Here is a 21,308-nt window from a genome sequence, read left to right on the forward strand (position 1 = left end):
AAAATTGAAACCTTAGAGTTTTAACAATACGAAATAAATTTAAAGCAAAGATAGGAGTGCTGTAATGAAAAATCAGCCATGGATGGAAGAATATAAAAAGTGGAATATCAATCCGGAATTTACCCGGCCAGATCCCGAGAAAACCCTGAGCATGACGATTGCTGATAATTTAGTTAAATTTCAGGATAAAACTGCATTTATCTATCGGAATCGCAAGTTCAGCTATAAAGACATCGACGTATATAGCCAGAAATTCGCCACCTATTTGCAGGAGTTGGGGCTGGCAGCTGGTGGCCGTATTGCAGTAATGTTGCCGAATATTATTCAGTACCCGATTGCGACCTTTGCCATTATTCGTGCCGGTTATGTGCTGGTCAATGTCAATCCGATGTACACTCAGCGCGAGCTGTATCATCAGCTACAGGATTCAGGGGCAGAAGCCTTGATTATTCTGGGACAGACTTTGGAGCAATTAACAGCACTAGATGAATGTCCTGCACTCAAATATGTGATTTCAACGCATCCGATGGATTTTATTCAGGATCAGCCCGTGACAGTTTCTCGTCAGGCTGCAGAATATCCAGATAAACGGTTTTTTGACTTTAAACAGGCGATTGATCAAGTCGAAACGATCGATTTTAAGACGCCTGTACAGCATCAGAAAGATACGGTCATTCTGCAATATACCGGTGGAACAACGGGTGTATCCAAAGGTGCTGAACTGAGCCATCGCAATATTCTTTTTAATATCGCGCAGAACAGTACGGTCTTTATCAGTCATTTCGGAGATCGCTATGCTACCGAAGATGAATATGTGTTCTGTGCCTTACCGCTGTATCACATTTATGGTTTTACTATCTGCCTGTTCAGTTATGGTTTGAGTCGCGGTTTCGCCAATGTCCTGATTCCGAACCCGAGAGATCTGGATGCTTTGCTGGATCAATATCAGAAACACCCACCGACTGTTTTTCCGGGCGTGAATACCATGTTTAACGCGCTGGGACATCATCCTCGATTTCGTGAGCTGGATCATTCACGTCTTAAAACCACCACAGGTGGTGGATCGTCTATTTTAAAAAGCACTGCCGAGTTATGGCATGAAATCACAGGCTGCCAGATTTATGAAGGTTATGGACTTTCTGAAACATCACCTACTGCGACCTTTAATCCACCGCTGAGCCGACGCTTTAGTGGCACCATTGGTTTGCCACTGGCAGGAACTGAAATCCTGATTTTAAACGATGAGGCCAAGCCGGTTGAGTTTCAGCAGGCTGGAGAAATCGCCATTCGAGGACCTCAGGTGATGAAAGGTTACTGGCAGCAACCGGAAGCAACGGCTCAGGCATTTACGAAAGACGGCTTCTTTCTGACAGGCGATATCGGCTGTATGGATGAGCAGGGTTATATCACCATTCTAGACCGTAAAAAGGACATGATTCTGGTTTCCGGTTTTAATGTCTATCCGAATGAGCTGGAAGGCGTACTGTCCAAACATCCCAAAATACTGGAATGTGCCGTGATCGGGATTGAGGATGAAAAATCCGGACAGGTACCCAAGGCATTTATTGTGAAACAGGACGCCAACCTGACTCAGGACGAGGTCATGGCTTTCCTGAAACAGCAACTGACCAGTTATAAAATGCCAAAATATATAGAATTCGTATCTGAATTGCCAAAGTCTGCGGTCGGCAAAATTTTGCGTCGTGAACTGCCTCGAACTGTTCAGCCCAATACCAAAGCCTGTTAAAAAAGAATAGAAAATCTGGCTAATTACGGTGAAAATAAAAAAGGAATCATAAAGATTCCTTTTTTATTGCTTGCTAGCTTATCGCTGCTGGATGACTTTTTTGCTTTTCAGCTCATCTATTTCATCCGGGCTTAAAAACTGGCTTAAGACTACATCGGTATCTTCACCTAAACAGGGTGGCGCTTTTTTATACTCTACCGGGGTCTTGGAAAGTTTAATCGGTGAGCCAATCGAGGTGTAATCTTCACGTAAAGTGTGTGGCATCTGGATAACCATCTCACGTGCCAATACCTGTTCTTCTTTCAGAGTCTGCTTCAGGTTATTAATCATACCAACCGGAACTTTGACTGCATGAATCAGATCCACCCAGGTTTGTGCGGGTTGCTTATAGAAATGTGCCTGTAGCACTGTGGTCAGCTCTTCACGATGCATCACCCGTCCTGAATTTTTTAGGAAACGAGGATCTTCGGCGACCTCAGCCAAGCCCACTGCCTGACACAAGGCCTTGAATTGCAGGTCATTGCCACAGGCGATAATAAACTCACCTTGCTGTGCCTTAAACACCTGATAAGGCACAATATTGGCATGCGCATTTCCAAAGCGGCCCGGCACTTTGTCTGAAGTCAGATAATTCATTGCCAGAACGGAGAGGGAAGCCACCTGGGTATCCAGCAGTGCCATATCGATATGCTGGCCTTCACCGGTTTTTTCCCGCGACAATAATGCCGCCTGAATGGCAATTGCAGAATATAAACCGGTGGTCAGGTCAGCAAAAGCCAGACCGGCTTTTTGCGGGCCGCCTCCCGGCAAGTCATCGCGTTCACCGGTGACGCTCATCATGCCACCCATGCCCTGAATAATAAAATCATAACCTGGTTCGTGTGCACGTGGGCCGTTCTGGCCAAAGCCGGTAATTGAACAGTACACCAGACGCGGATTTAACTGACTCAGACTTTCATAATCCAGACCATATTTTTTTAGAGAACCCGCTTTATAATTCTCGATGACCACATCACTTTGCTGGGCAATTTTTTTAATGATCTCTTGACCTTCAGGCGTAGACAGATCCACGGCAACTGAATGTTTACCGCGGTTGGCAGAAAGATAATATGCCGATTCATGCGTATCTTCCTGCTTGTCATTTTTTAGCCAGGGCGGGCCCCAGATTCGCGTGTCATCCCCGTGATTAGGTTTTTCAATTTTAATCACTTCGGCGCCTAAATCGGCCAAAATTTGACTGCACCACGGGCCGGCTAAAATACGGCTTAAATCCAGTACGCGAAAGCCTGTTAAAGCACCCATCCTTACACTCCCTGTTTTATTGTATTCAATATCATCTAATTTCTAATCCTCATATCAAAATATCTTAAAATGATTTAATAATCAAATTAGCGATAACTAATTTCGTATAACAAAACTTAATATCAAATATTGTTGAAAATTCAACTTATCTTAATTACCTTGATTGGGCTCGACAGGAACAGCAAAAATAAAAGGAGATCTGAAAATCTCTCAGAGAAACCAAGAAAAACAGGAGCTAAAAATTGTCAGGATTGCATTTGTAGCAACCCGTCTATGTGCAAGATGGCAATTAAAACATCAATACGAAATAAGCAATAACAAGGATATTTACAATGACGGATCTCGCAACAGAATTAGGAAAAATCAAGCCCACGACCAAAAGAACCCAGCAAATTGCCTTTATATTTGCTTTTCTGGCCTTACTGGTCGATGGCGCAGACATGTTATTGCTGTCATTTAGCTTGAACAGTCTCAAAGCTGAGTTTGGCTTAAGCAATTTACAGGCAGGAGCACTGGGAAGTTTCACTTTGGCCGGGATGGCCATTGGCGGATTTATGGGCGGTTGGGCCTGTGACCATTTAGGCCGGGTACGCACCGTGGTCATTTCCATCCTGATTTTTTCTACATTGACTGCGGCACTGGGTTTTACCCAGAATTTTGAACAGTTCGCGCTATTACGCTTTCTGTCTGCATTCGGAATTGGCGCTTTATATATTGCAGCCAATACATTGATGGCAGAATATGTACCTACTGAATATCGGACAACAGTCTTGGGAACCTTACAGGCAGGCTGGACAGTCGGTTATATTGTGGCGACCTTGCTTGCTGGCTGGATTATTCCAGACTACGGCTGGCGGATGCTGTTCTTTGTCGCGATTATTCCAGCCGCCATGGCATTTTTTATCCAGAAACTGGTGCCAGAACCAGAGTCTTGGCAGCGGGCCAGACTGCAACGTTTATATGCGCCTGCAGATGTAACGGCAAATCGACCTGTTAAAAAAAGTACCACCAAGGAAATTTTTGCCGATCCTAGAAACCGCAGAATGTTTATCCTGTGGATTTTAACCGCTGGCTTTTTACAGTTTGGTTATTACGGCGTCAACAACTGGATGCCGGCCTATCTAGAATCTGAATTACATATGGATTTTAAATCGATGGCAGGTTATATGATTGGGACTTATGTCGCCATGATTTTCGGCAAGGTTCTGGCTGGCTTTACAGCAGACCGTTTAGGACGCCGTTTTGTCTTTGCCTTTGGTGCTATTGGCACAGCGATCTTCCTGCCGGTGATTGTACTGTTTAATAGCCTTGACAATATTGCCTATCTGCTGATTTTCTTTGGTTTCCTGTACGGTATTCCTTATGCGATTAATGCCACCTACATGACCGAAAGCTTTGCAACCTCGATTCGTGGTACTGCGGTTGGTGGTGCTTATAATGCCGGGCGTATTGGCGCCATGTTTGCACCTGCAATTATTGGGGCGGCTGCAAGTGGTGGCTCTATCGGTTTGGGCTTCCTGATTATGGGCGGTGCATATTTCTTATGTGGTGCTGTATCCGGGATCTTTATCAAGGACCGTCAATATGATCCGCAAAAAGCATAACTATTCATAAAGTCTGTAAAAATGAGCCTGCTCGGGCTCATTTTTATATGAATCAAAGTGAAGCATCGTGCTTCTCATTTTTTATTCTGCATTCATTTCTTTTGGCAAATGAATATTTTTCAGGCCGTCATTGACTTTATTAAGAAGGTGAATCAGAGTAATGGCATCATCAAAAGTCAGCTTGTTCAAAGCCTGTCCATAAAAATCAAAAAAATCATTCTGCAAACTATCCCAGGTTTTAAAGCCTTCGCTGGTCAGCGCGACATTTTTAGCACGTCTGTCTTGCTCACTGATAATCCGTTCAACCAGACCATCACGTTCCAGACGTTTTAAAACTGCGTCCAGATTTTGCCGGCTTACACCGAGGTATTCGGTCAAATCAGAAAATGACATCCCTGATTTTACCCGCGGCCGAGACAAGGCTCCCAGTACAGCCCAATGCACTGGAGAAATTCCCAGTTCATTCGAGCATTTGCGATCCAGCGTATTCCCCACCTGAAACAGCCTGAAAAAAAGTCTATTGTGGGCAGAGTATAAGGATTGATCATATTTTTTTGACACAGTATCACTCATTTGATAAGCCACCCAGCTCAACACGTTTAAATAAAAAAGAGTATAGCTTAGAGCTCACTCGCATAAATCGAATTCCAGATTGCAGCGCGCATGTAGAACCCAAGTACACTGGCACCATATTAACTTGAGAAATCATGATTTTTTTCTCTTTATTCAGTCAGCTTGATTGAATGAAGCAACATAAAAAGTTTTTTCGATTCAGGTTGCATTATTCTGAAAATGAGCCTGTGATTGATAGTGCAAATCTAAGAGTAAAGCTGATATGTGTCAATATCTTTAATTTGTTAAAATTATAAGTTATTGATAATAAGTTATAAAATAAATATATAAACTTATTTTATGTAAATATATTGACATAAAAATATTCTAATTCTATTTTAGTGATAACAGGCGATATATGAACAATAGTTAATCAGAATCAGATAAAAATATACCAGGGAGAGTTAAATGAAAGGGTTGAAGGATAAAGTCGTAATTGTGACCGGTGGCGCAGGTGGCATCGGTTCAGCAACCTGCCGCCGTCTGGCGGAAGAAGGTGCGAAAGTTGCGATCTTTGACATGAATATTGCAGCAGCAGAAAAACTGGCCGCAGAAATTAACCAGCAGAATGGCCAGGCCCTGGCTGTGCAGTGTGACATTACTCAAAATACTGTTGTGGAGCAGGCTGTACAGCAAGTAGAAGCCGAGCTTGGGCCGATTGATGGACTGGTCAATAATGCCGGTTGGGATATTTTCAAACCTTTTATCAAAACGAATCCGCAAGAATGGGAAAAACTGATTCAGATCAATCTGGTCGGTATGCTGAATATGCACTTTGCCGTTCTGAAAGGTATGGTCGAGCGCAATTCTGGCAGTATTGTCAACATTGCCTCTGATGCTGCCCGAGTCGGTTCTTCAGGTGAAGCGGTTTATGCTGCATGTAAGGGCGGACTGCTTTCATTCTCAAAAACACTGGCCCGTGAACATTCTCGTCATAACATCAAAATTAATGTGATTTGTCCCGGACCAACCGATACAGCCTTACTGGCAGGTGTCACCGAGGGTGCATCGAATCCAGAAAAATTACGTGAGGCTTTCACTCGTGCTATTCCACTCGGTCGTTTAGGTCAACCTGAAGATTTAGCCTCTTCGATTGCCTTCTTTTTAAGTGATGATGCCAGTTTTATTACTGGACAAGTACTCAGTGTTTCGGGTGGTTTAACCATGAGTGGTTAAGCAAAAACTGCTAGAAAATATGGAAAATAAAGTCAGACAGAGAAATACAGGAAGTTATAACAATGATTTTTGAAGATATCTTATACGAAGTAAAAAATGGTGTGGCATGGATTACGATTAACCGTCCAGAAAAAATGAATGCCTTTCGTGGTACGACCTGTGATGAATTAATCAAAGCCTTAAACAAGGCCGGCTATGACCGTGAAGTCGGTGCGATTGTACTGACTGGCGCCGGTGATCGTGCTTTCTGTACCGGCGGGGATCAATCCGCGCATGATGGAAATTATGATGGCCGTGGCACCATTGGTTTGCCAATGGAAGAATTACATACCGCAATGCGTGATGTGCCTAAACCGGTGATCGCTCGTGTACAAGGTTATGCCATTGGTGGTGGAAATGTATTAGCCACCATTTGCGATCTGACCATTTGTTCGGAAAAAGCCATTTTTGGTCAGGTGGGCCCGAAAATGGGCTCAGTAGATCCAGGTTATGGCACAGCTTATCTGGCTCGTGTTGTGGGTGAGAAAAAAGCCCGTGAAATCTGGTATATGTGCCGCCGTTATAGTGGACAGGAAGCAGTTGAAATGGGGCTGGCAAATAAATGTGTTCCTGCCGATCAACTCGATGCCGAAGTACAGGCCTGGGCCGAAGAAATCTGTCAGCGCAGTCCGACCGCAATCGCGATTGCCAAACGTAGCTTCAATATGGATACGGCACATCAGGCAGGAATTGCCGGCATGGGGATGTATGCATTAAAACTTTATTATGATACGGAAGAATCGCGCGAAGGCGTCAATGCCCTGAAGGAAAAACGTCAGCCTGAATTTCGTAAATTTTATAAATAAGGAAAATGACTGATGACTAAAAATCCTTATATCACGGAAGAGCTCGAATTTTTAGCAGAAACCGTTGAAAAATTTGCACAAAAATATATTGCCCCCGGCTTTTTAGAACGTGATCAGAGCCGAATCTTTGATCGTGATCTGGTCAAGAAAATGGGTGAAATGGGTTTTATTGCGCCGGAACTGCCTGAACAGTATGGCGGTCAAGGCATGGGACGTCTGGCTGCAGGGGTCATTCATGAAGCGGTGGCCAAGGCAGATCTAAGTTTTTCTTATATCAATCTGCTCGCTTCGCTAAATGGCCAGATTCTGGCTGAACATGGACAACCGGAAGTGGTAGAGCCCTGGCTGAAAAAACTCACTGCGGGTGAAGCGATTTTTTCAATTGCATTGACCGAACCGCGTGGGGGTTCAGATGCCGCCAACCTACGTTTAAAAATTGAACGTGACGGCGATGAATATATCATTAACGGCGAAAAAACCTCGATTTCGGCTGCCGATCAGGCCGATGCATCGGTGGTATTTGGCCGTACTGGTGCCAATGAAGACGGCGCACATGGCGTGACAGCACTTCTAGTTCCAATGGATTTACCGGGCATTAGCACCACGCGTTTTGATTGTCATGGGCAACGTGCCATTGGTCGCGGTTCAATCTTCTTTGATAATGTTCGTGTACCGGTCAATCATCGTCTCGGTGATGAAAACAAAGGCTTTGTGCAGGTCATGCAAGGCTTTGACTTTTCACGTGCCTTGATTGGTTTGCAGGTTTTGGCCGTGGCTCGTGTCAGTCTGGATGAAGCCTGGGAATATGCAGCGCAACGTGAAGCCTTTGGCCAGCCTTTAAGCGCTTTTCAGGGGGTGTCACACCCATTGGCCGAGTATGAAACTCAGGTAGAAGCCGCACGTTTACTCTGTCTGCAAACCTTATGGCTAAAAGACAATCATCTGCCACACACCTCCGAGGCTGGAATGTGTAAATGGTGGGGACCGAAGCTAGCCTATGATGTGATTCATCAATGTTTACTGACCTTTGGTCATGCCGGATATGATCGTGGGGTCATGGAGCAGCGCATGCGCGATGTACTGGGTTTCCAGATTGGCGATGGTACTGCACAAATTATGAAAACTATTATTGCGCGTAAAAAAGCAGGTCGAAAGGCCGTCCCGGCTTAGTGCATTATTCAGTAAAGACTCAGCCCATATAATTAAAATTAGGAGTGAACGAATGGAATTCGATGCGGTTCTTATAGCTTCCAGAAAAGAGAAGATGCTGAAAGATGGCTACTGGTTAAACAAAACCATTATTGATTCTCTGCGTCAGGCCATCGACAAGAATCCAGATAAAACTGCGCTGGTCAGTTTTAAGATGGAACACAAAACCGAGCAGGTGTTTAGCTACAAGGATCTCTGGGAGATGACCAATAAAATTGCTTTAGGCTTAAAGCAATTGGGTGTTACTCAAAATGATGTTGTCTCGTGCCAGTTACCGAACTGGTGGGAGTTTACCTTGCTGTATCTGGCCTGTAGCCGCATCGGTGCTGTACTGAATCCTTTGATGCCGATTTTCCGGGAGCGTGAACTGGAATTCATGCTGAAACATGGCGAAGCCAAAGTATTTATCGTGCCGAAAAACTTCCGTAATTTTGATCATGAACAGCTGGCAAATCACTTAAAGACTAAAATTGAGACCTTGCAACATGTGGTAGTGGTCAATGGTCTTGAAGAGAATAATTTTGACCGGGTACTGGTCAATCATGGGCTTGAGCAGGACCCTGCAGCAATTGCAGGCCTGGATCAGCTTGAAGCTCAACCCGATGATATTACCCAGCTGATTTTTACTTCTGGCACCACAGGTGAGCCGAAAGGGGTAATGCATACTGCCAATACCTTATTTTCAAATATCGTTCCCTATGCCGAACGTCTGCATTTAAATGAAAATGATGTAGTACTCATGGCTTCACCCATGGCGCATCAAACCGGCTTTATGTATGGCCTGATGATGCCGATTGAACTGAATGCCAAAGTGGTGTTGCAAGATGTCTGGGATGTGTCACAGGCAGTGGATTTAATTCACCAGCATCAGGTCAGTTTTACCATGGCCTCTACACCATTCCTGAATGATCTGTCCACTACGGTTGCAGAACAGCACGATCAGGTGGGCAGCCTGAAAACTTTCTTATGCGCAGGTGCACCAATTCCAGGTTCATTGGTCCAAAAAGCACGGGAAACTTTGGGGGTCAAAGTGATTTCCGCTTGGGGCATGACCGAGTGCGGCGCAATTACCACCACACGACCTGAAGATGATGATGAGCGTTCCTTTAATACGGATGGAATTGCTTTGCCTGGTGTAGAGATTAAAATCGTCAATAAAGCGGGAGAAATTAAACCGCTGAATGAGCCGGGACGCTTAATGATTCGTGCCTGTTCAAGTTTTGGCGGTTATTTAAAACGTGCCCATTTAAATGATACCGATGCAGATGACTGGTTTGATACCGGAGATATTGCCTATCAGGATGAACGAGGCTATATCCGGATATGGGGACGTAAAAAAGATGTAATCATTCGCGGTGGAGAAAATATTCCGGTGGCGGAAATTGAATCTCTGCTGTATAAACACCCGAATATTGCCGTCGTGGCGCTGGTGGCTTATGCCGATGAACGACTTGGTGAAAGAGCCTGTGCGATTATCAAGCTTAAAGATCCAAGTCAGCCATTAGAACTGAATGATATCGTCAACTTTTTAAAAACCCATAATCTCGCGATGCAATATATTCCAGAACGCCTGGAGATTTGGGAAGATATTCCAATGACGCCGTCTGGAAAAATCCAGAAGTTTAAACTTCGTGAACTGCTGGCCAGTCATCTTGCCTCAGCCAATTGATCGTTAAAGATAAACTCCTGAAATATATTCAGGAGTTTTTGCTATAGATTGAAATGGGAAGCCAAACCTTAAATTGATTTATCGCGTTATTTTAATAACTTCAATAAAGCTTCAGCTGTCGCAGCCGAAGAGGCAGGATTTTGTCCGGTAATGAGCAGACCATCTTCTTGGACATAAGCCTGCCAATCATCAGCTTTGGAATATTGGCCAGCTTTTTCTTTGAGCATGTCTTCAACTAAAAATGGCACAATAGCGGTCAGGCCCACGCCGTCTTCTTCGCTATTACTAAAGCCAGTAACTGTCTTGCCTTCTATAATCGAACGACCTTCAGCATCTTTAACATCACGAAGTACGCCCGGCGCATGACAAACCAATGCCACAGGTTTATTGGCCTGCAAAGTCTGCTCAATCAAGGAAATAGAGTTCTGGTCTTCGGCTAGATCCCATAATGGACCATGACCACCGGGATAGAACACGGCATCAAAATCCTGATTTAAGACTTCACTTAATTTATATGTATTGGCAAGCTGCTGCATGGCCACTTCATCTGCTTCAAAACGTTTGGTGGTTTCAGTCTGTGCATCCGGTTCGTTACTTTTTGGGTCTAAGGGCGGCTGGCCACCCGCAGGAGAAGCCAGAATTAGCTCTGCACCTGCGTCAACAAAGCTATAGTAAGGTGCAGCCAGCTCTTCCAGCCAAAATCCGGTTTTCTTGCCGGTATCGCCAAGCGTGTCATGTGAAGTCAGAACGATCAGAATTTTCATGTTATTTTCCTGTATCTCATTAAATATTGCGAATGGCTGCTTGTTAATTTAACAAGTCGCGGGCATCAGGAATGTTGTGATACGTTCATTTGCTGTATCGATACGTTTGTGTTTGAGTTGAATTAACTTAAGGCTGTATTTATGAAGCGAACAGTTTTTTAAGCGCAATTATCTGCCCATTAACAGGTCTTGCTGAAGGTCCGCCTGTTTACGCAGAAAATCCCAGACCAGTTTAATTTTCGGTTCGTGTTGCAGATCAACCAGCGTCAGCATCCAGAAAGTGTGGGTAAAACTGACCTGATCGCCCAGAACCTGTTGCAGTTCACTTTTATCATGGGCCAAAAATTTCGGTAAAATAGCTAGCCCGGCACCGGCACTGACCGCAATTTGCTGGGCCAGAATACTGTTACTGCGAAAACAGGCAGTCAATTGCAGCGGTAAACGTTCCAGCGAATACAGGGCCGAGCTATAGACCAGATCATCAATATAATCGACAAAACGGTGCTGCTTGAGGTCTTCCAGTTTTTTAATTTGCGGATTTTTCTGTAAATAATGCTGACTGCCATACAGTTTTAGACAGTAATTCGACAGACGGGTAATGATATAGGGGCCCGATTTGGGCCGGTCAATCGCAATTACAATATCGGCTTCACGATGCGAAAGTTTGATCGCTTTCGGCACCGGAATCAGGTCAATGGTCAGTAAAGGGTAGTGCTGGGAGAACTCGGCAAGTAAGCGCGCTAAAAATGCCGTACCAAAACCTTCTGGTGCACCAATCCGCACCCGGCCTTGCAAGGGATCGTTGCGTTTGTCAATCTGGATAAAGGATTGTTCCATCAGTTCCACACGCGGCACCAAGGCCAGACCTTCCGAGGTCAGCTCATACCCTGTCGCTTCGCGTTTAAACAGTTGCGTGCCGAGGGTATTTTCCAGCGCCTGAATCCGCCGTGCCACGGTACTGTGTTCCACCCCAATCAAGCGTGCTGCATTGGTGAGCGTTTTGGCACGTGCCAAAACCAAAAAGAAACGTAAATGATCCCAATCTACTTTCATCTTCTATTTAACATCCTGTTAAATCCCTGTGCATATTTGCACATCTATCGTGCATCAATTTCTATTGGTGGTCAAAGTGTTCTTTGTTAGTCTGCTGAAACAGCGTAAAAATAATACGTTTAAAACAGCCAGTAAAGGCAGACACAACGACAATAACAAACCAGCACGGAGCGACCATGAACGCCATTCATCATCCACAGCAAAGTACCGGATTCACCACAGCCAAACTCCTGATTAATGGTGAATTTGTCGAATCAAAAACCAGTCATTGGCAAGATATTATCAATCCTGCCACTCAGGAAGTATTGGGTCAGGTACCTTTTGCGACTGTAGAAGAAGTCAATGCCGCGATTGCTGCCGCACAAAATGCCTTTGCCAGCTGGCGCCATACCCCGATTCAGGCCCGTATGCGGATTATGCTAAAACTGCAGGATCTGATTCGTACCAATTTAAAAAGTATTGCCCAAGTCTTAACGGCGGAACAGGGTAAAACCCTGGCAGATGCCGAAGGTGACATTCAGCGTGGCTTAGAAGTGGTGGAGCATGCCTGTTCTATTGGTTCACTACAAATGGGTGAATATGTTGAAGGTGTGGCACGCGGTGTCGATACCTATACCTTGCAGCAACCACTCGGTGTCTGTGCGGGAATTACGCCGTTTAACTTTCCGGCGATGATTCCACTGTGGATGTTCCCGATGGCGATTGTCTGCGGTAATACCTTTGTCTTAAAGCCTTCGGAACAGGATCCGCTATCGACCATGATGCTGGTGGAACTGGCAATTGAGGCAGGCGTACCTGCTGGTGTGCTGAATGTAGTGCATGGCGGTAAAGAAGTAGTCGATCTGCTGTGTACCCATCGTGACATCAAAGCCATTTCTTTTGTCGGCTCGACCGCGGTCGGTACGCATGTCTACAATCTGGCCGGCCAGCACGGTAAACGTGTACAGTCGATGATGGGCGCGAAAAACCATGTCGTGGTGATGCCGGATGCCAGTAAAGAACAAACCCTGAATGCGTTGGTGGGTGCAGCATTTGGTGCAGCCGGTCAGCGTTGTATGGCGCTTTCGGTGGCCGTGATGGTCGGGGACACCAAGCACTGGGTCGATGAACTGGTTAATAAAACCAAAACTTTGAAAGTTAATGCAGGCCATGAACCGAATACTGATGTTGGGCCAGTGATTTCGACCCGTGCCAAAGCGCGTGTCATCGATCTGATTAATAGTGGTGTTGAACAAGGCGCTGAACTGCTGCTGGATGGTCGTGATGTGAATGTTCAGGGTTATGAAAAAGGCAATTTTGTCGGACCAACGATTTTTAATCAGGTCACGACCGATATGCGCATTTATCAGGAAGAAGTATTTGGTCCGGTACTGGCGATCATACATGTTGATACTTTAGAACAAGCCATTGCACTGATTAATGCCAATCCATTCGGTAACGGCGTTGGACTCTTTACTCAAAATGGCAATACTGCACGCACATTCCAGCACCAGATTGATATCGGTCAGGTCGGCATTAACATTCCAATTCCTGTACCTGTGCCGTTCTTCAGCTTTACCGGTTCGCGTGGTTCAAAACTGGGGGATTTAGGTCCTTATGGCAAGCAGGCAGTGCAGTTCTATACCCAGACCAAAACCATTACCAGCCGCTGGTTTGAAGATGATCAGGAAACCACAGGCGTCAATACCACGATTAGCCTGCGCTAAGGAGCATCAGCATGAAGATTACATTTATTGGTTTGGGCAACATGGGCGGCTCGATGGCGCAGAACCTGCTCAAGGCAGGGCATCAGGTTTTTGGTTATGACTTGAGTGAAGTCGCTTTACAGCATTTTGCCGAAGCGGGCGGTATCGTTTGTGACAGTCCACAAGCTGCCGCAAAACAGGCAGATATTGTGGTCAGCATGTTGCCTGCAGCCAAGCATGTACGTGAAGTTTATCTTGGTGAGCACGGTATTCTGAACGTGCTTCAAGCGGGCAGTTTGTGTATCGACAGCAGTACCATTGACCCGCAAACCATTCAGGAGGTTGCTGCAGCAGCGCAGGCCAGACAAATTCGTGTCTGTGATGCGCCAGTCTCTGGCGGGACTTTGGGCGCCAAAGACGGAACTTTGACCTTTATGGTGGGTGCAGACGATGCCACCTTTGAGGCCGTAAAACCGGTCCTCAACTGTATGGGCAAAAATCTGGTGCATTGTGGCGCTGTAGGAACAGGACAGGTCGCAAAAATCTGCAATAACCTGATTCTGGGTATTTCCATGACCGCCGTTGCAGAAGGCATGGCACTTGGAGCCAAACTGGGAATTGATCCGCAAGCACTAGCCGGGGTAATCAATAGTTCCACCGGACGTTGCTGGAGTTCTGAAATCTATAATCCTTGGCCGGATATCTGTGCCAATGCACCGTCATCACGGGGTTATACCGATGGTTTTGCAGCACAGCTGATGCTTAAAGATTTGGGCCTGGCTGTCGATGCAGCGCAACAGGTGGACCAACCGGTGGTTCTGGGTAGCATGGTGCAGAAACTCTATCAACAACTGTGTCAGGAAGGCGATGCTCATCTGGACTTCTCCAGTATTATGCATCAATACACCACGCCAAATGCTTAATACTTAAAATATCCAGATGGAGCAAGGATTCGCTTCATCAACAATACCTTGTCAGTAATAACGATAAATTCAGGCTGAGGTTTAACATGTTAGATTATCAAAAAACAATTGAAAATTTTGATTTAGATGCAGTGGCAAAGCAGTATCTGTCCGGTTCGATGCAGGCGCTGAACGCCTGTTATGAATGTTGCGACCGCCATGCTGACTCCGATGCAATTGCTTTACACTGGTACGGTAAAGATGGCCGCAAAGAACAGTATAGTTTTCGCGAACTCAAGAAATATTCCAGCCAGTTTGCCAACTTTTTAAAATCTCAAGGCATTGGCAAAGGCGACCGCGTTTCCGGATTATTACCGCGGACTCCAGAGCTGATCATTACCATTTTAGCGACCTGGCGGATTGGTGCAGTGTATCAACCTTTATTTACTGCCTTTGGTCCCAAAGCCATTGAACATCGCATTCAGCTGGCGCAAAGCAAGCTGGTAGTGACTGATCTGGCGAATCGGGAGAAACTATCCGATCTTAGCGCTTGTCCCACGATCGTCACTGTACATGTCGAAACCGAGGCAGAGCGTTATCCACAAGACCTCAGTTTTTGGACGGTGTTAAACCGCCAGGCTGAAGGTTGTGAACTGGAAATGCTCAGTATCGATGAGCCATTTTTATTGATGTTTACCTCTGGAACCACTGGACCGGCCAAGCCCTTAAAAGTTCCACTTAAAGCCCTGATTGCTTTTGCTGGCTATATGCACAATGCCATCGGTCTAACCGAAGATGATGCTTTCTGGAATATTGCTGATCCGGGCTGGGCTTATGGTTTGTACTATGGAATTACCGGCCCGTTATTGCTCGGACACTCGACCCTGTTTTATGAGGGTGGTTTCAATGCCGAAAGTGTCTGCGACATTGTCAAGCAATATGGCATTACCAATCTGGCCGGTGCGCCGACCGCTTACCGCATGATGATGGCAGCAGATGCTGAACAGATGGCACAGCTACGGGGCAAGTTGCGCGTGGTCAGCAGTGCTGGAGAACCTTTAAACCCGGAAGTGATCCGCTGGTTTAAAGAGGTGCTGGATGTGCCAATTTATGACCATTATGGCCAGACTGAAGTCGGGATGGTGGTGTGTAATCATCATGCGCTACAACATCCGGTCCGTTCAGGTTCGGCAGGCTTTGCCAGCCCGGGTTACCGGATTGCAGTCGTCGATGAACAAGGTCATGAATTAACGGCTGACGTTCCGGGCGTCCTGGCAGTGGATATCAGTCAATCACCCATGATGTGGTTCTCGGGTTATGAAGAAAGCCGTAAATCGCCCTTTGTTGGACATTACTATTTAACCGGTGATACCGCGGAAATTCATGCTGATGGCAGTATGAGCTTTGTTGGACGTAGTGATGATGTCATTACCACCTCAGGCTATCGCGTGGGGCCATTTGATGTGGAAAGTGCCTTGCTGGAACATGATGCCGTGATTGAAGCAGCAGTCATTGGCGTGCCTGATCCTGAACGTACCGAAGTGATTAAAGCCTTTGTGATTCTGGCGAATAACTTTGCAGCTTCATCTCATCTGGAAGAAGAACTAGGCCAGTTTGTGAAAAAGCGTTTGTCTGCGCATGCCTATCCGCGCCTGATTGAATTCGTCACAGAATTGCCAAAAACCCCGAGTGGCAAGATTCAGCGTTTCTTACTGCGTAATCAGGAAATCAACAAGCAGCAGGTAAAGACCGCATAACTAGCCAAAGCCAGCAGATTGAATAAAAATATTAAATAAAGAGATTGAAGGAAGCATCCATGCAATTTACGGAAGAGCAACAACTGATTCAGGATATGGCCAAAAGCTTCGCTCAGGAACAGGTTAAACCTTTTGCCGGCGAGTGGGATCAAAAAGGCATATTTCCTAAACAGACCTTGTCTCAAATGGGTGAGCTAGGTTTTTTAGGCATGCTGATTCCAGAAGAGTGGGGCGGTTCAGGTACAGGTACGCTGGCTTATGTACTGGCCCTCGAAGAAGTGGCAGCGGCAGATGGTGCAACGTCCGCCATCATGAGCGTACACAACTCGGTGGGTTGTGTGCCGATTCTCAAGTTTGGAACGGAACAGCAAAAGCAGCAGTTTCTAAAACCTTTGGCTCAAGGGCAAATGATTGGTGCCTTCGCCCTGACCGAACCGCATACCGGATCGGATGCTGCAGCGATTAAAACCCGGGCCGTGAAAGATGGCGATCACTACATTATCAATGGCGCCAAACAGTTTATTACCTCGGGTCATAATGCCGGGATGATTATTGTCTTTGCCGTGACCGATCCAACTGCGGGAAAAAAAGGCATGAGTGCATTTTTAGTGCCGCGCGACACGCCCGGTTATGAAGTGATTCGGGTCGAAGAAAAACTCGGTCTGCATGCTTCGGATACCTGTCAGATTGCTTTAACCGATGTCCGCGTTCATGAAAGTTTAAGACTCGGTGCAGAAGGTGAAGGCTTAAAAATTGCCTTGGCCAATCTGGAAGGTGGACGGATCGGCATTGCCGCACAAGCAGTGGGTCTGGCCCGCGCTGCATTGGAAGAAGCGACTGTTTATGCACATGATCGCGTGGCCTTTGGCAAACCGATTTTTGAACAGCAGGCGATTTCGTTCAGGCTGGCCAGCATGGCCACCGAAATTGAAGCGGCGCGACAACTGGTCCATTTTGCTGCACGTAAAAAGGAAGCAGGTGAAAGCTGTTTAACCGAAGCCTCTATGGCCAAACTCTTTGCTTCGGAAATGGCAGAACGTGTCTGTTCCAAAGCGCTGCAGATTTTTGGCGGTTACGGTTATCTGAAAGACTTTCCGATTGAACGCATTTATCGCGATGCGCGTATTTGTCAGATTTATGAAGGCACCAGCGATATTCAGCGTCTGGTAATTGCACGTAGTTTATAATTTTAAAGGGATTTTTATCATGCAATGGCAAACTATTTTACTCGAACAGCGTAACGGGGTCGGGCTGATTACTTTAAATCGTCCACAAGCCTTAAATGCCTTGAATAATCAATTGATCGTTGAAGTGAATCAGGCGCTGGATCAGCTGGAAAAAGACCCGCAGATTGGCTGTATTGTCATCACTGGTTCGGAAAAAGCCTTTGCTGCAGGTGCAGATATCAAAGAAATGGCAGATTTAAACTTTCCGCAAATTTATCTGGATGATTTTTTCAGTCTGGCCGACCGGATTGCCCAGCGCCGTAAGCCCTTAATTGCTGCGGTGAGTGGCTATGCCTTGGGCGGTGGTTGTGAATTGGCCTTAATGTGCGATTTTATTTACTGCGCTGATAATGCAAAATTCGGTTTGCCTGAAGTCACCTTAGGGGTATTGCCCGGCATTGGCGGAACCCAACGTTTAACCTTGGCGATAGGTAAAGCCAAAGCCATGGAAATGTGCCTGACTGCACGTCACATGGGCGCGCAAGAAGCCGAGCAAAGTGGGTTAGTGGCACGTGTCTTTGCCAAAGAAGAGTTGCTAGAACAAACCCTGCAAGCTGCCGAAAAAATTGCTGAAAAGTCGCTTACGGCCGTGATGATGATTAAAGAATCAATTAATCGGGCTTTTGAAGTCAGTCTGGCCGAAGGTCTACGCTTTGAACGACGGATATTCCATTCCATTTTTGCCGGTGCTGATCAAAAGGAAGGCATGCAGGCTTTTGTCGAAAAACGCCCAGCCAAATTCACCCATCAATAAAACAAAAATAGGAAAATAAAATGAGTGATGAAAATAATTTAGCGATTCGGGTACAAGGACGTTTAGGCATTATCAGCCTGGACCGCACCAGTCATTTAAATGCCTTAACCCTGCGGATGATTCAAGGGATTCAGTCACAACTAGATCAGTGGCGCCATGATCCAGCGGTGCAAGCGATTCTGATCAATTCTAACAGTCCCAAGGCATTCTGTGCCGGAGGAGACATCCGTTATCTGTATGACAGCTATCAGGCAGGCAATACCCAATATCAGGATTTTTTTGCCACTGAATATAGCATGCTGAGCACACTGCGCAATTTTCCAAAGGCTGTCATCGTGATGATGGATGGTTATGTTCTGGGCGGCGGCTTTGGTCTGGCTCAAGCCTGTCATATTAAAGTGAGCAGTGAAAAATCACGCTTTGCCATGCCAGAAACCGCGATTGGATTTTTCCCGGATGTGGGAGCCACCCACTTTCTCTCCCGACTGGATGATGTAGGCATTTATATGGCGTTGACAGGGGAGCAGATCAGCAGCAGTGATGCGCTATATCTGGATCTGGTCGATTATCATGTACCGAGTGAAAATTTTGCTGAACTGGAAACCGCATTGATTGCTGCACCGGTATTAAATCAGATTGAAATCCAGAAAATCATCAGTGCGTACATTACCCATCCGGTAGAAAGCGAGTTGCAAAAACGTGCAGATCTGATTAGTCAGCATTTTGGCCATCCAAACCTCGATGAGATCGAACAGAGTTTGGCACATGCAAGTAGTGCTACCGATCAGGAGTGGGCCAATAAAATGCTGGTCATCTTGCAGCAACGTCCAGTCATGGCCAAGCAAACGAGTCTGAAGTTACAGCAGGCAGGACAAAATTTATCGCTGGAAAAATGTATGCAACTGGAGCGAGATCTGCAGGATGTCTGGTTGGAGCAAGGCGACTTTATTGAAGGTGTACGTGCACTGATTATTGATAAAGATAAAAATCCACAATGGCAAACCGATAATTCGAAATTTGAAAAAACGCTGGAAAAACTCTGGCCGGTTTGGACTCAACAGCGCGTAGAAAATACATATTAAAGATTCAGATTAAAAACCCTCTCATACGCAGTAATGAGAGGGTTTTTCGCCGAGCTTTCAACATAGTATTTTACCCTAACTTCCTATTATTAATGGGATTTTTTCCTTTTCTTGCCACCGCCATCTTGCTTGTTGACAGTAGACCAGGCAATACGTTCGGCTTCCTCCTCAGAATGACCGCGTTCTTTTTCGCTTTCTTCAATATGTTCGGCCTGCCGTTTTTGTTTATAGGTATAGGCTGATTTGTCACCTCTAGGCATATTGCTGTCCTCATCAAGGTTGGCTGAAATTACTATAACAATGACCTGTTTCTATGGCGGTAAATATCTGTCATGTATTTGTTGAAATTATTTTATAAAACCAGCATCTTTTAAGTGATAGAAAACCTGAAGAATAAATGAATGAAGATAACGGTTCTCACTGACTGTTATCTTCAAATTCTAATTAACCGTTAATGATACTGCCTCCATTAACATGAATGACTTGACCGGAAATATAACTGGCTTCTTCACTCGCTAGAAATAAATACGCTGGTGCGACTTCACTAGGCTGGCCCATCCGACCCATGGGTGTCTGTTTACCGAACTCTTTGAGCTGTTCTTCATCAAAACTGCTTGGAATGAGGGGAGTCCAGATGGGGCCGGGTGCTACGCCGTTGACCCGGATCCCGGTTTTATTTTTTAACAAACTGGTGGAAAGACTGCGGGTAAATGTGGTGATGGCACCTTTGGTACTTGAGTAATCAATCAGTTCATCATGTCCATGATAACTGGTAATACTGGTGGTATTAATAATGCTGTCACCTTCTTGCATGTGCGGAATCACAGCCTGAGTCAAGTGAAACATCGACAGAATATTCACATTAAAGGTCTTAAAAAGTTGCTCAGGAGAAATATCGCTAATACTTTTTTGCGGATATTGAACCCCGGCATTATTGACCAGAATATTAATGGTTTTAAATTCCTGAAGCGTCTGCTCAACCATTTTCTTGATTTCATCTTGATCTTGTAAATCACACTTGATCAGTAAACAACGCCGTCCTGCATCCTCTACCATCTTTCTGGTATCTTGAGCATCCTGATCTTCATCCAGATAACAAATCACAATATCAGCACCTTCACGGGCAAACAAGACCGAGACTGACCGACCTATACCGCTATCGCCACCTGTGATCAGGGCGATTTTACTTTTAAGTTTATCGCTACCTTTATAATTCGGTTTGATGACTTCCGGTGCAGGATCCATTTTGGTTTGCACACCAGGTTGATGATCTTGAGTTTCAGTTGAAGCAGGGGTTTCAGGATAGTTATTCATGTTTTCCCTTTTTCTGTACAAAGTTTAGAAATATCTTAGAGGCTTTCTAGCTTTATGCATTCGGTCTCAACATTTAATAACAGAATGCATTCGAGATTTATCAATTATTCATAGAGCTGTGATTGACATGATTTTAAGTAAAACTAGATACCGCCATTGTCTAAATCTTAATAGAACAGAATACCGCCTATGGTTTACAGCATTCTATCTCTCACATTTTGAGCAACCATTTCTATCAGAGTTTTTATGTCCTTTTAGGATATGGCTCTAGATTTAATTAAGCATCTAAAATTATTGAATAAATTAATAATTATGATATTCATCAAAATTTATCTGATTAATAAATAGCAGAAAAATGCTTTAGATAAGGATAGGCCTTTACCAAGTTTGGCAGGGTCAATAAATATATTAGCAAGAAGATACACCAGTAAAATTACATGAAGGTGTTGAAGCAGCCAAACTAACATGATCACACTAAATGTAATAGCTAACGTAATAGCGTATGAGAAATTTCATTTGAAAAAAAGGAAATATGAGATTTACCTCATTAAGATTTTGAGGCATATCTCTATAAAGAAATGAGCTGTTGACATTAAAAAGTAATGAA

General features: G+C 45.1%; 18 protein-coding genes. 12 read left to right on the forward strand and 6 right to left on the reverse strand.

What is annotated here, in order from left to right:
- Positions 1-64 precede the first annotated feature (64 nt).
- The gene (locus FTU44_RS02775; protein WP_100357182.1) at positions 65-1,747 is read left to right on the forward strand and encodes an AMP-binding protein; all 1,683 of its coding nucleotides are present in this window, start codon (positions 65-67) and stop codon (positions 1,745-1,747) included.
- A gap of 78 nt (positions 1,748-1,825) precedes the next feature.
- Here the strand turns inward: FTU44_RS02775 and FTU44_RS02780 are convergent, their stop codons facing one another.
- A complete protein-coding gene (locus tag FTU44_RS02780; RefSeq protein WP_005096893.1) occupies positions 1,826-3,049 on the reverse strand; it encodes a CaiB/BaiF CoA-transferase family protein in 1,224 nt (407 codons plus the stop codon).
- A 332-nt stretch (positions 3,050-3,381) separates the two neighbouring features.
- On the opposite strand from FTU44_RS02780, the gene FTU44_RS02785 reads away from it, so the two are divergent.
- Complete coding sequence (locus FTU44_RS02785) at positions 3,382-4,653, forward strand: MFS transporter (RefSeq protein ID WP_180049436.1); 1,272 nt, start codon at positions 3,382-3,384, stop codon at positions 4,651-4,653.
- Between the two features lie 81 nt (positions 4,654-4,734).
- Here the strand turns inward: FTU44_RS02785 and FTU44_RS02790 are convergent, their stop codons facing one another.
- A complete protein-coding gene (locus tag FTU44_RS02790) occupies positions 4,735-5,226 on the reverse strand; it encodes a MarR family winged helix-turn-helix transcriptional regulator (RefSeq protein ID WP_005170960.1) in 492 nt (163 codons plus the stop codon).
- Between the two features lie 447 nt (positions 5,227-5,673).
- Between FTU44_RS02790 and badH the strand changes: the two genes are divergently transcribed.
- The 4 genes from badH to aliA all read left to right on the forward strand — a co-directional run bounded on the left by badH (position 5,674) and on the right by aliA (position 10,164).
- The gene (badH, locus tag FTU44_RS02795; protein WP_005096889.1) at positions 5,674-6,441 is read left to right on the forward strand and encodes a 2-hydroxycyclohexanecarboxyl-CoA dehydrogenase; all 768 of its coding nucleotides are present in this window, start codon (positions 5,674-5,676) and stop codon (positions 6,439-6,441) included.
- A gap of 62 nt (positions 6,442-6,503) precedes the next feature.
- A complete protein-coding gene (gene badI, locus FTU44_RS02800; RefSeq protein WP_180049438.1) occupies positions 6,504-7,286 on the forward strand; it encodes a 2-ketocyclohexanecarboxyl-CoA hydrolase in 783 nt (260 codons plus the stop codon).
- Positions 7,287-7,298: 12 nt separating this feature from the next.
- Positions 7,299-8,456, forward strand: coding sequence for a cyclohexanecarboxyl-CoA dehydrogenase (gene aliB, locus FTU44_RS02805; protein ID WP_100357179.1), 1,158 nt, complete (start codon positions 7,299-7,301; stop codon positions 8,454-8,456).
- Positions 8,457-8,508: 52 nt separating this feature from the next.
- Positions 8,509-10,164, forward strand: coding sequence for a cyclohexanecarboxylate-CoA ligase (aliA, locus tag FTU44_RS02810; protein WP_180049440.1), 1,656 nt, complete (start codon positions 8,509-8,511; stop codon positions 10,162-10,164).
- An 86-nt stretch (positions 10,165-10,250) separates the two neighbouring features.
- On the opposite strand, the gene FTU44_RS02815 is transcribed toward aliA, so the two are convergent.
- Together FTU44_RS02815 and FTU44_RS02820 are read right to left on the reverse strand one after the other, a co-directional pair.
- Complete coding sequence (locus FTU44_RS02815; RefSeq protein ID WP_180049442.1) at positions 10,251-10,928, reverse strand: type 1 glutamine amidotransferase domain-containing protein; 678 nt, start codon at positions 10,926-10,928, stop codon at positions 10,251-10,253.
- Positions 10,929-11,096: 168 nt separating this feature from the next.
- The gene (locus tag FTU44_RS02820) at positions 11,097-11,981 is read right to left on the reverse strand and encodes a LysR family transcriptional regulator (RefSeq protein WP_005096883.1); all 885 of its coding nucleotides are present in this window, start codon (positions 11,979-11,981) and stop codon (positions 11,097-11,099) included.
- 176 nt (positions 11,982-12,157) lie between these two features.
- Here FTU44_RS02820 and FTU44_RS02825 point away from each other — a divergent pair, with 176 nt between their 5' ends.
- The 6 genes from FTU44_RS02825 (at position 12,158) to FTU44_RS02850 (ending at position 19,387) form a co-directional block, all read left to right on the forward strand.
- On the forward strand, positions 12,158-13,687 hold the full coding sequence (locus tag FTU44_RS02825; protein ID WP_180049444.1) for a CoA-acylating methylmalonate-semialdehyde dehydrogenase: 1,530 nt from the start codon (positions 12,158-12,160) through the stop codon (positions 13,685-13,687).
- An 11-nt stretch (positions 13,688-13,698) separates the two neighbouring features.
- Positions 13,699-14,589 carry a 3-hydroxyisobutyrate dehydrogenase gene (mmsB, locus tag FTU44_RS02830; RefSeq protein ID WP_180049446.1) on the forward strand — a complete coding sequence of 297 codons (891 nt, stop codon included), beginning with the start codon at positions 13,699-13,701 and terminating at the stop codon, positions 14,587-14,589.
- Between the two features lie 86 nt (positions 14,590-14,675).
- The gene (locus FTU44_RS02835; RefSeq protein WP_159515782.1) at positions 14,676-16,325 is read left to right on the forward strand and encodes an AMP-binding protein; all 1,650 of its coding nucleotides are present in this window, start codon (positions 14,676-14,678) and stop codon (positions 16,323-16,325) included.
- Positions 16,326-16,384: 59 nt separating this feature from the next.
- The gene (locus FTU44_RS02840; protein WP_180049448.1) at positions 16,385-17,512 is read left to right on the forward strand and encodes an acyl-CoA dehydrogenase family protein; all 1,128 of its coding nucleotides are present in this window, start codon (positions 16,385-16,387) and stop codon (positions 17,510-17,512) included.
- Between the two features lie 19 nt (positions 17,513-17,531).
- Positions 17,532-18,305, forward strand: a complete 774-nt coding sequence (locus FTU44_RS02845) for an enoyl-CoA hydratase (RefSeq protein ID WP_005096874.1) — start codon at positions 17,532-17,534, stop codon at positions 18,303-18,305.
- A 20-nt stretch (positions 18,306-18,325) separates the two neighbouring features.
- Positions 18,326-19,387, forward strand: coding sequence for an enoyl-CoA hydratase/isomerase family protein (locus tag FTU44_RS02850; RefSeq protein WP_005096872.1), 1,062 nt, complete (start codon positions 18,326-18,328; stop codon positions 19,385-19,387).
- An 89-nt stretch (positions 19,388-19,476) separates the two neighbouring features.
- Here FTU44_RS02850 and FTU44_RS02855 read toward each other — a convergent pair whose 3' ends face one another.
- Both FTU44_RS02855 and FTU44_RS02860 read right to left on the reverse strand, forming a co-directional pair.
- The gene (locus FTU44_RS02855) at positions 19,477-19,647 is read right to left on the reverse strand and encodes a hypothetical protein (protein WP_180049450.1); all 171 of its coding nucleotides are present in this window, start codon (positions 19,645-19,647) and stop codon (positions 19,477-19,479) included.
- A gap of 184 nt (positions 19,648-19,831) precedes the next feature.
- Positions 19,832-20,701, reverse strand: a complete 870-nt coding sequence (locus tag FTU44_RS02860) for an SDR family oxidoreductase (RefSeq protein ID WP_074382801.1) — start codon at positions 20,699-20,701, stop codon at positions 19,832-19,834.
- Positions 20,702-21,308 lie beyond the last annotated feature (607 nt).

The sequence above is a fragment of the Acinetobacter sp. YH12105 genome (genome assembly GCF_013419095.1).
In the GTDB taxonomy this organism is placed as follows: domain Bacteria; phylum Pseudomonadota; class Gammaproteobacteria; order Pseudomonadales; family Moraxellaceae; genus Acinetobacter; species Acinetobacter pseudolwoffii.

Coding starts and splice junctions, on each gene's coding strand:
- mmsB (WP_180049446.1), top strand. CDS start 13,699: ATGAAGATTACATTTATTGGTTTGGGCAACATGGGCGGCTCGATGGCG.
- FTU44_RS02840 (WP_180049448.1), top strand. CDS start 16,385: ATGCAATTTACGGAAGAGCAACAACTGATTCAGGATATGGCCAAAAGC.
- FTU44_RS02825 (WP_180049444.1), top strand. CDS start 12,158: ATGAACGCCATTCATCATCCACAGCAAAGTACCGGATTCACCACAGCC.
- FTU44_RS02850 (WP_005096872.1), top strand. CDS start 18,326: ATGAGTGATGAAAATAATTTAGCGATTCGGGTACAAGGACGTTTAGGC.
- aliB (WP_100357179.1), top strand. CDS start 7,299: ATGACTAAAAATCCTTATATCACGGAAGAGCTCGAATTTTTAGCAGAA.
- FTU44_RS02860 (WP_074382801.1), bottom strand. CDS start 20,701: ATGAATAACTATCCTGAAACCCCTGCTTCAACTGAAACTCAAGATCAT.
- FTU44_RS02790 (WP_005170960.1), bottom strand. CDS start 5,226: ATGAGTGATACTGTGTCAAAAAAATATGATCAATCCTTATACTCTGCC.
- FTU44_RS02780 (WP_005096893.1), bottom strand. CDS start 3,049: ATGGGTGCTTTAACAGGCTTTCGCGTACTGGATTTAAGCCGTATTTTA.
- FTU44_RS02855 (WP_180049450.1), bottom strand. CDS start 19,647: ATGCCTAGAGGTGACAAATCAGCCTATACCTATAAACAAAAACGGCAG.
- FTU44_RS02835 (WP_159515782.1), top strand. CDS start 14,676: ATGTTAGATTATCAAAAAACAATTGAAAATTTTGATTTAGATGCAGTG.
- badH (WP_005096889.1), top strand. CDS start 5,674: ATGAAAGGGTTGAAGGATAAAGTCGTAATTGTGACCGGTGGCGCAGGT.
- FTU44_RS02845 (WP_005096874.1), top strand. CDS start 17,532: ATGCAATGGCAAACTATTTTACTCGAACAGCGTAACGGGGTCGGGCTG.
- FTU44_RS02785 (WP_180049436.1), top strand. CDS start 3,382: ATGACGGATCTCGCAACAGAATTAGGAAAAATCAAGCCCACGACCAAA.
- aliA (WP_180049440.1), top strand. CDS start 8,509: ATGGAATTCGATGCGGTTCTTATAGCTTCCAGAAAAGAGAAGATGCTG.
- FTU44_RS02815 (WP_180049442.1), bottom strand. CDS start 10,928: ATGAAAATTCTGATCGTTCTGACTTCACATGACACGCTTGGCGATACC.
- FTU44_RS02820 (WP_005096883.1), bottom strand. CDS start 11,981: ATGAAAGTAGATTGGGATCATTTACGTTTCTTTTTGGTTTTGGCACGT.
- FTU44_RS02775 (WP_100357182.1), top strand. CDS start 65: ATGAAAAATCAGCCATGGATGGAAGAATATAAAAAGTGGAATATCAAT.
- badI (WP_180049438.1), top strand. CDS start 6,504: ATGATTTTTGAAGATATCTTATACGAAGTAAAAAATGGTGTGGCATGG.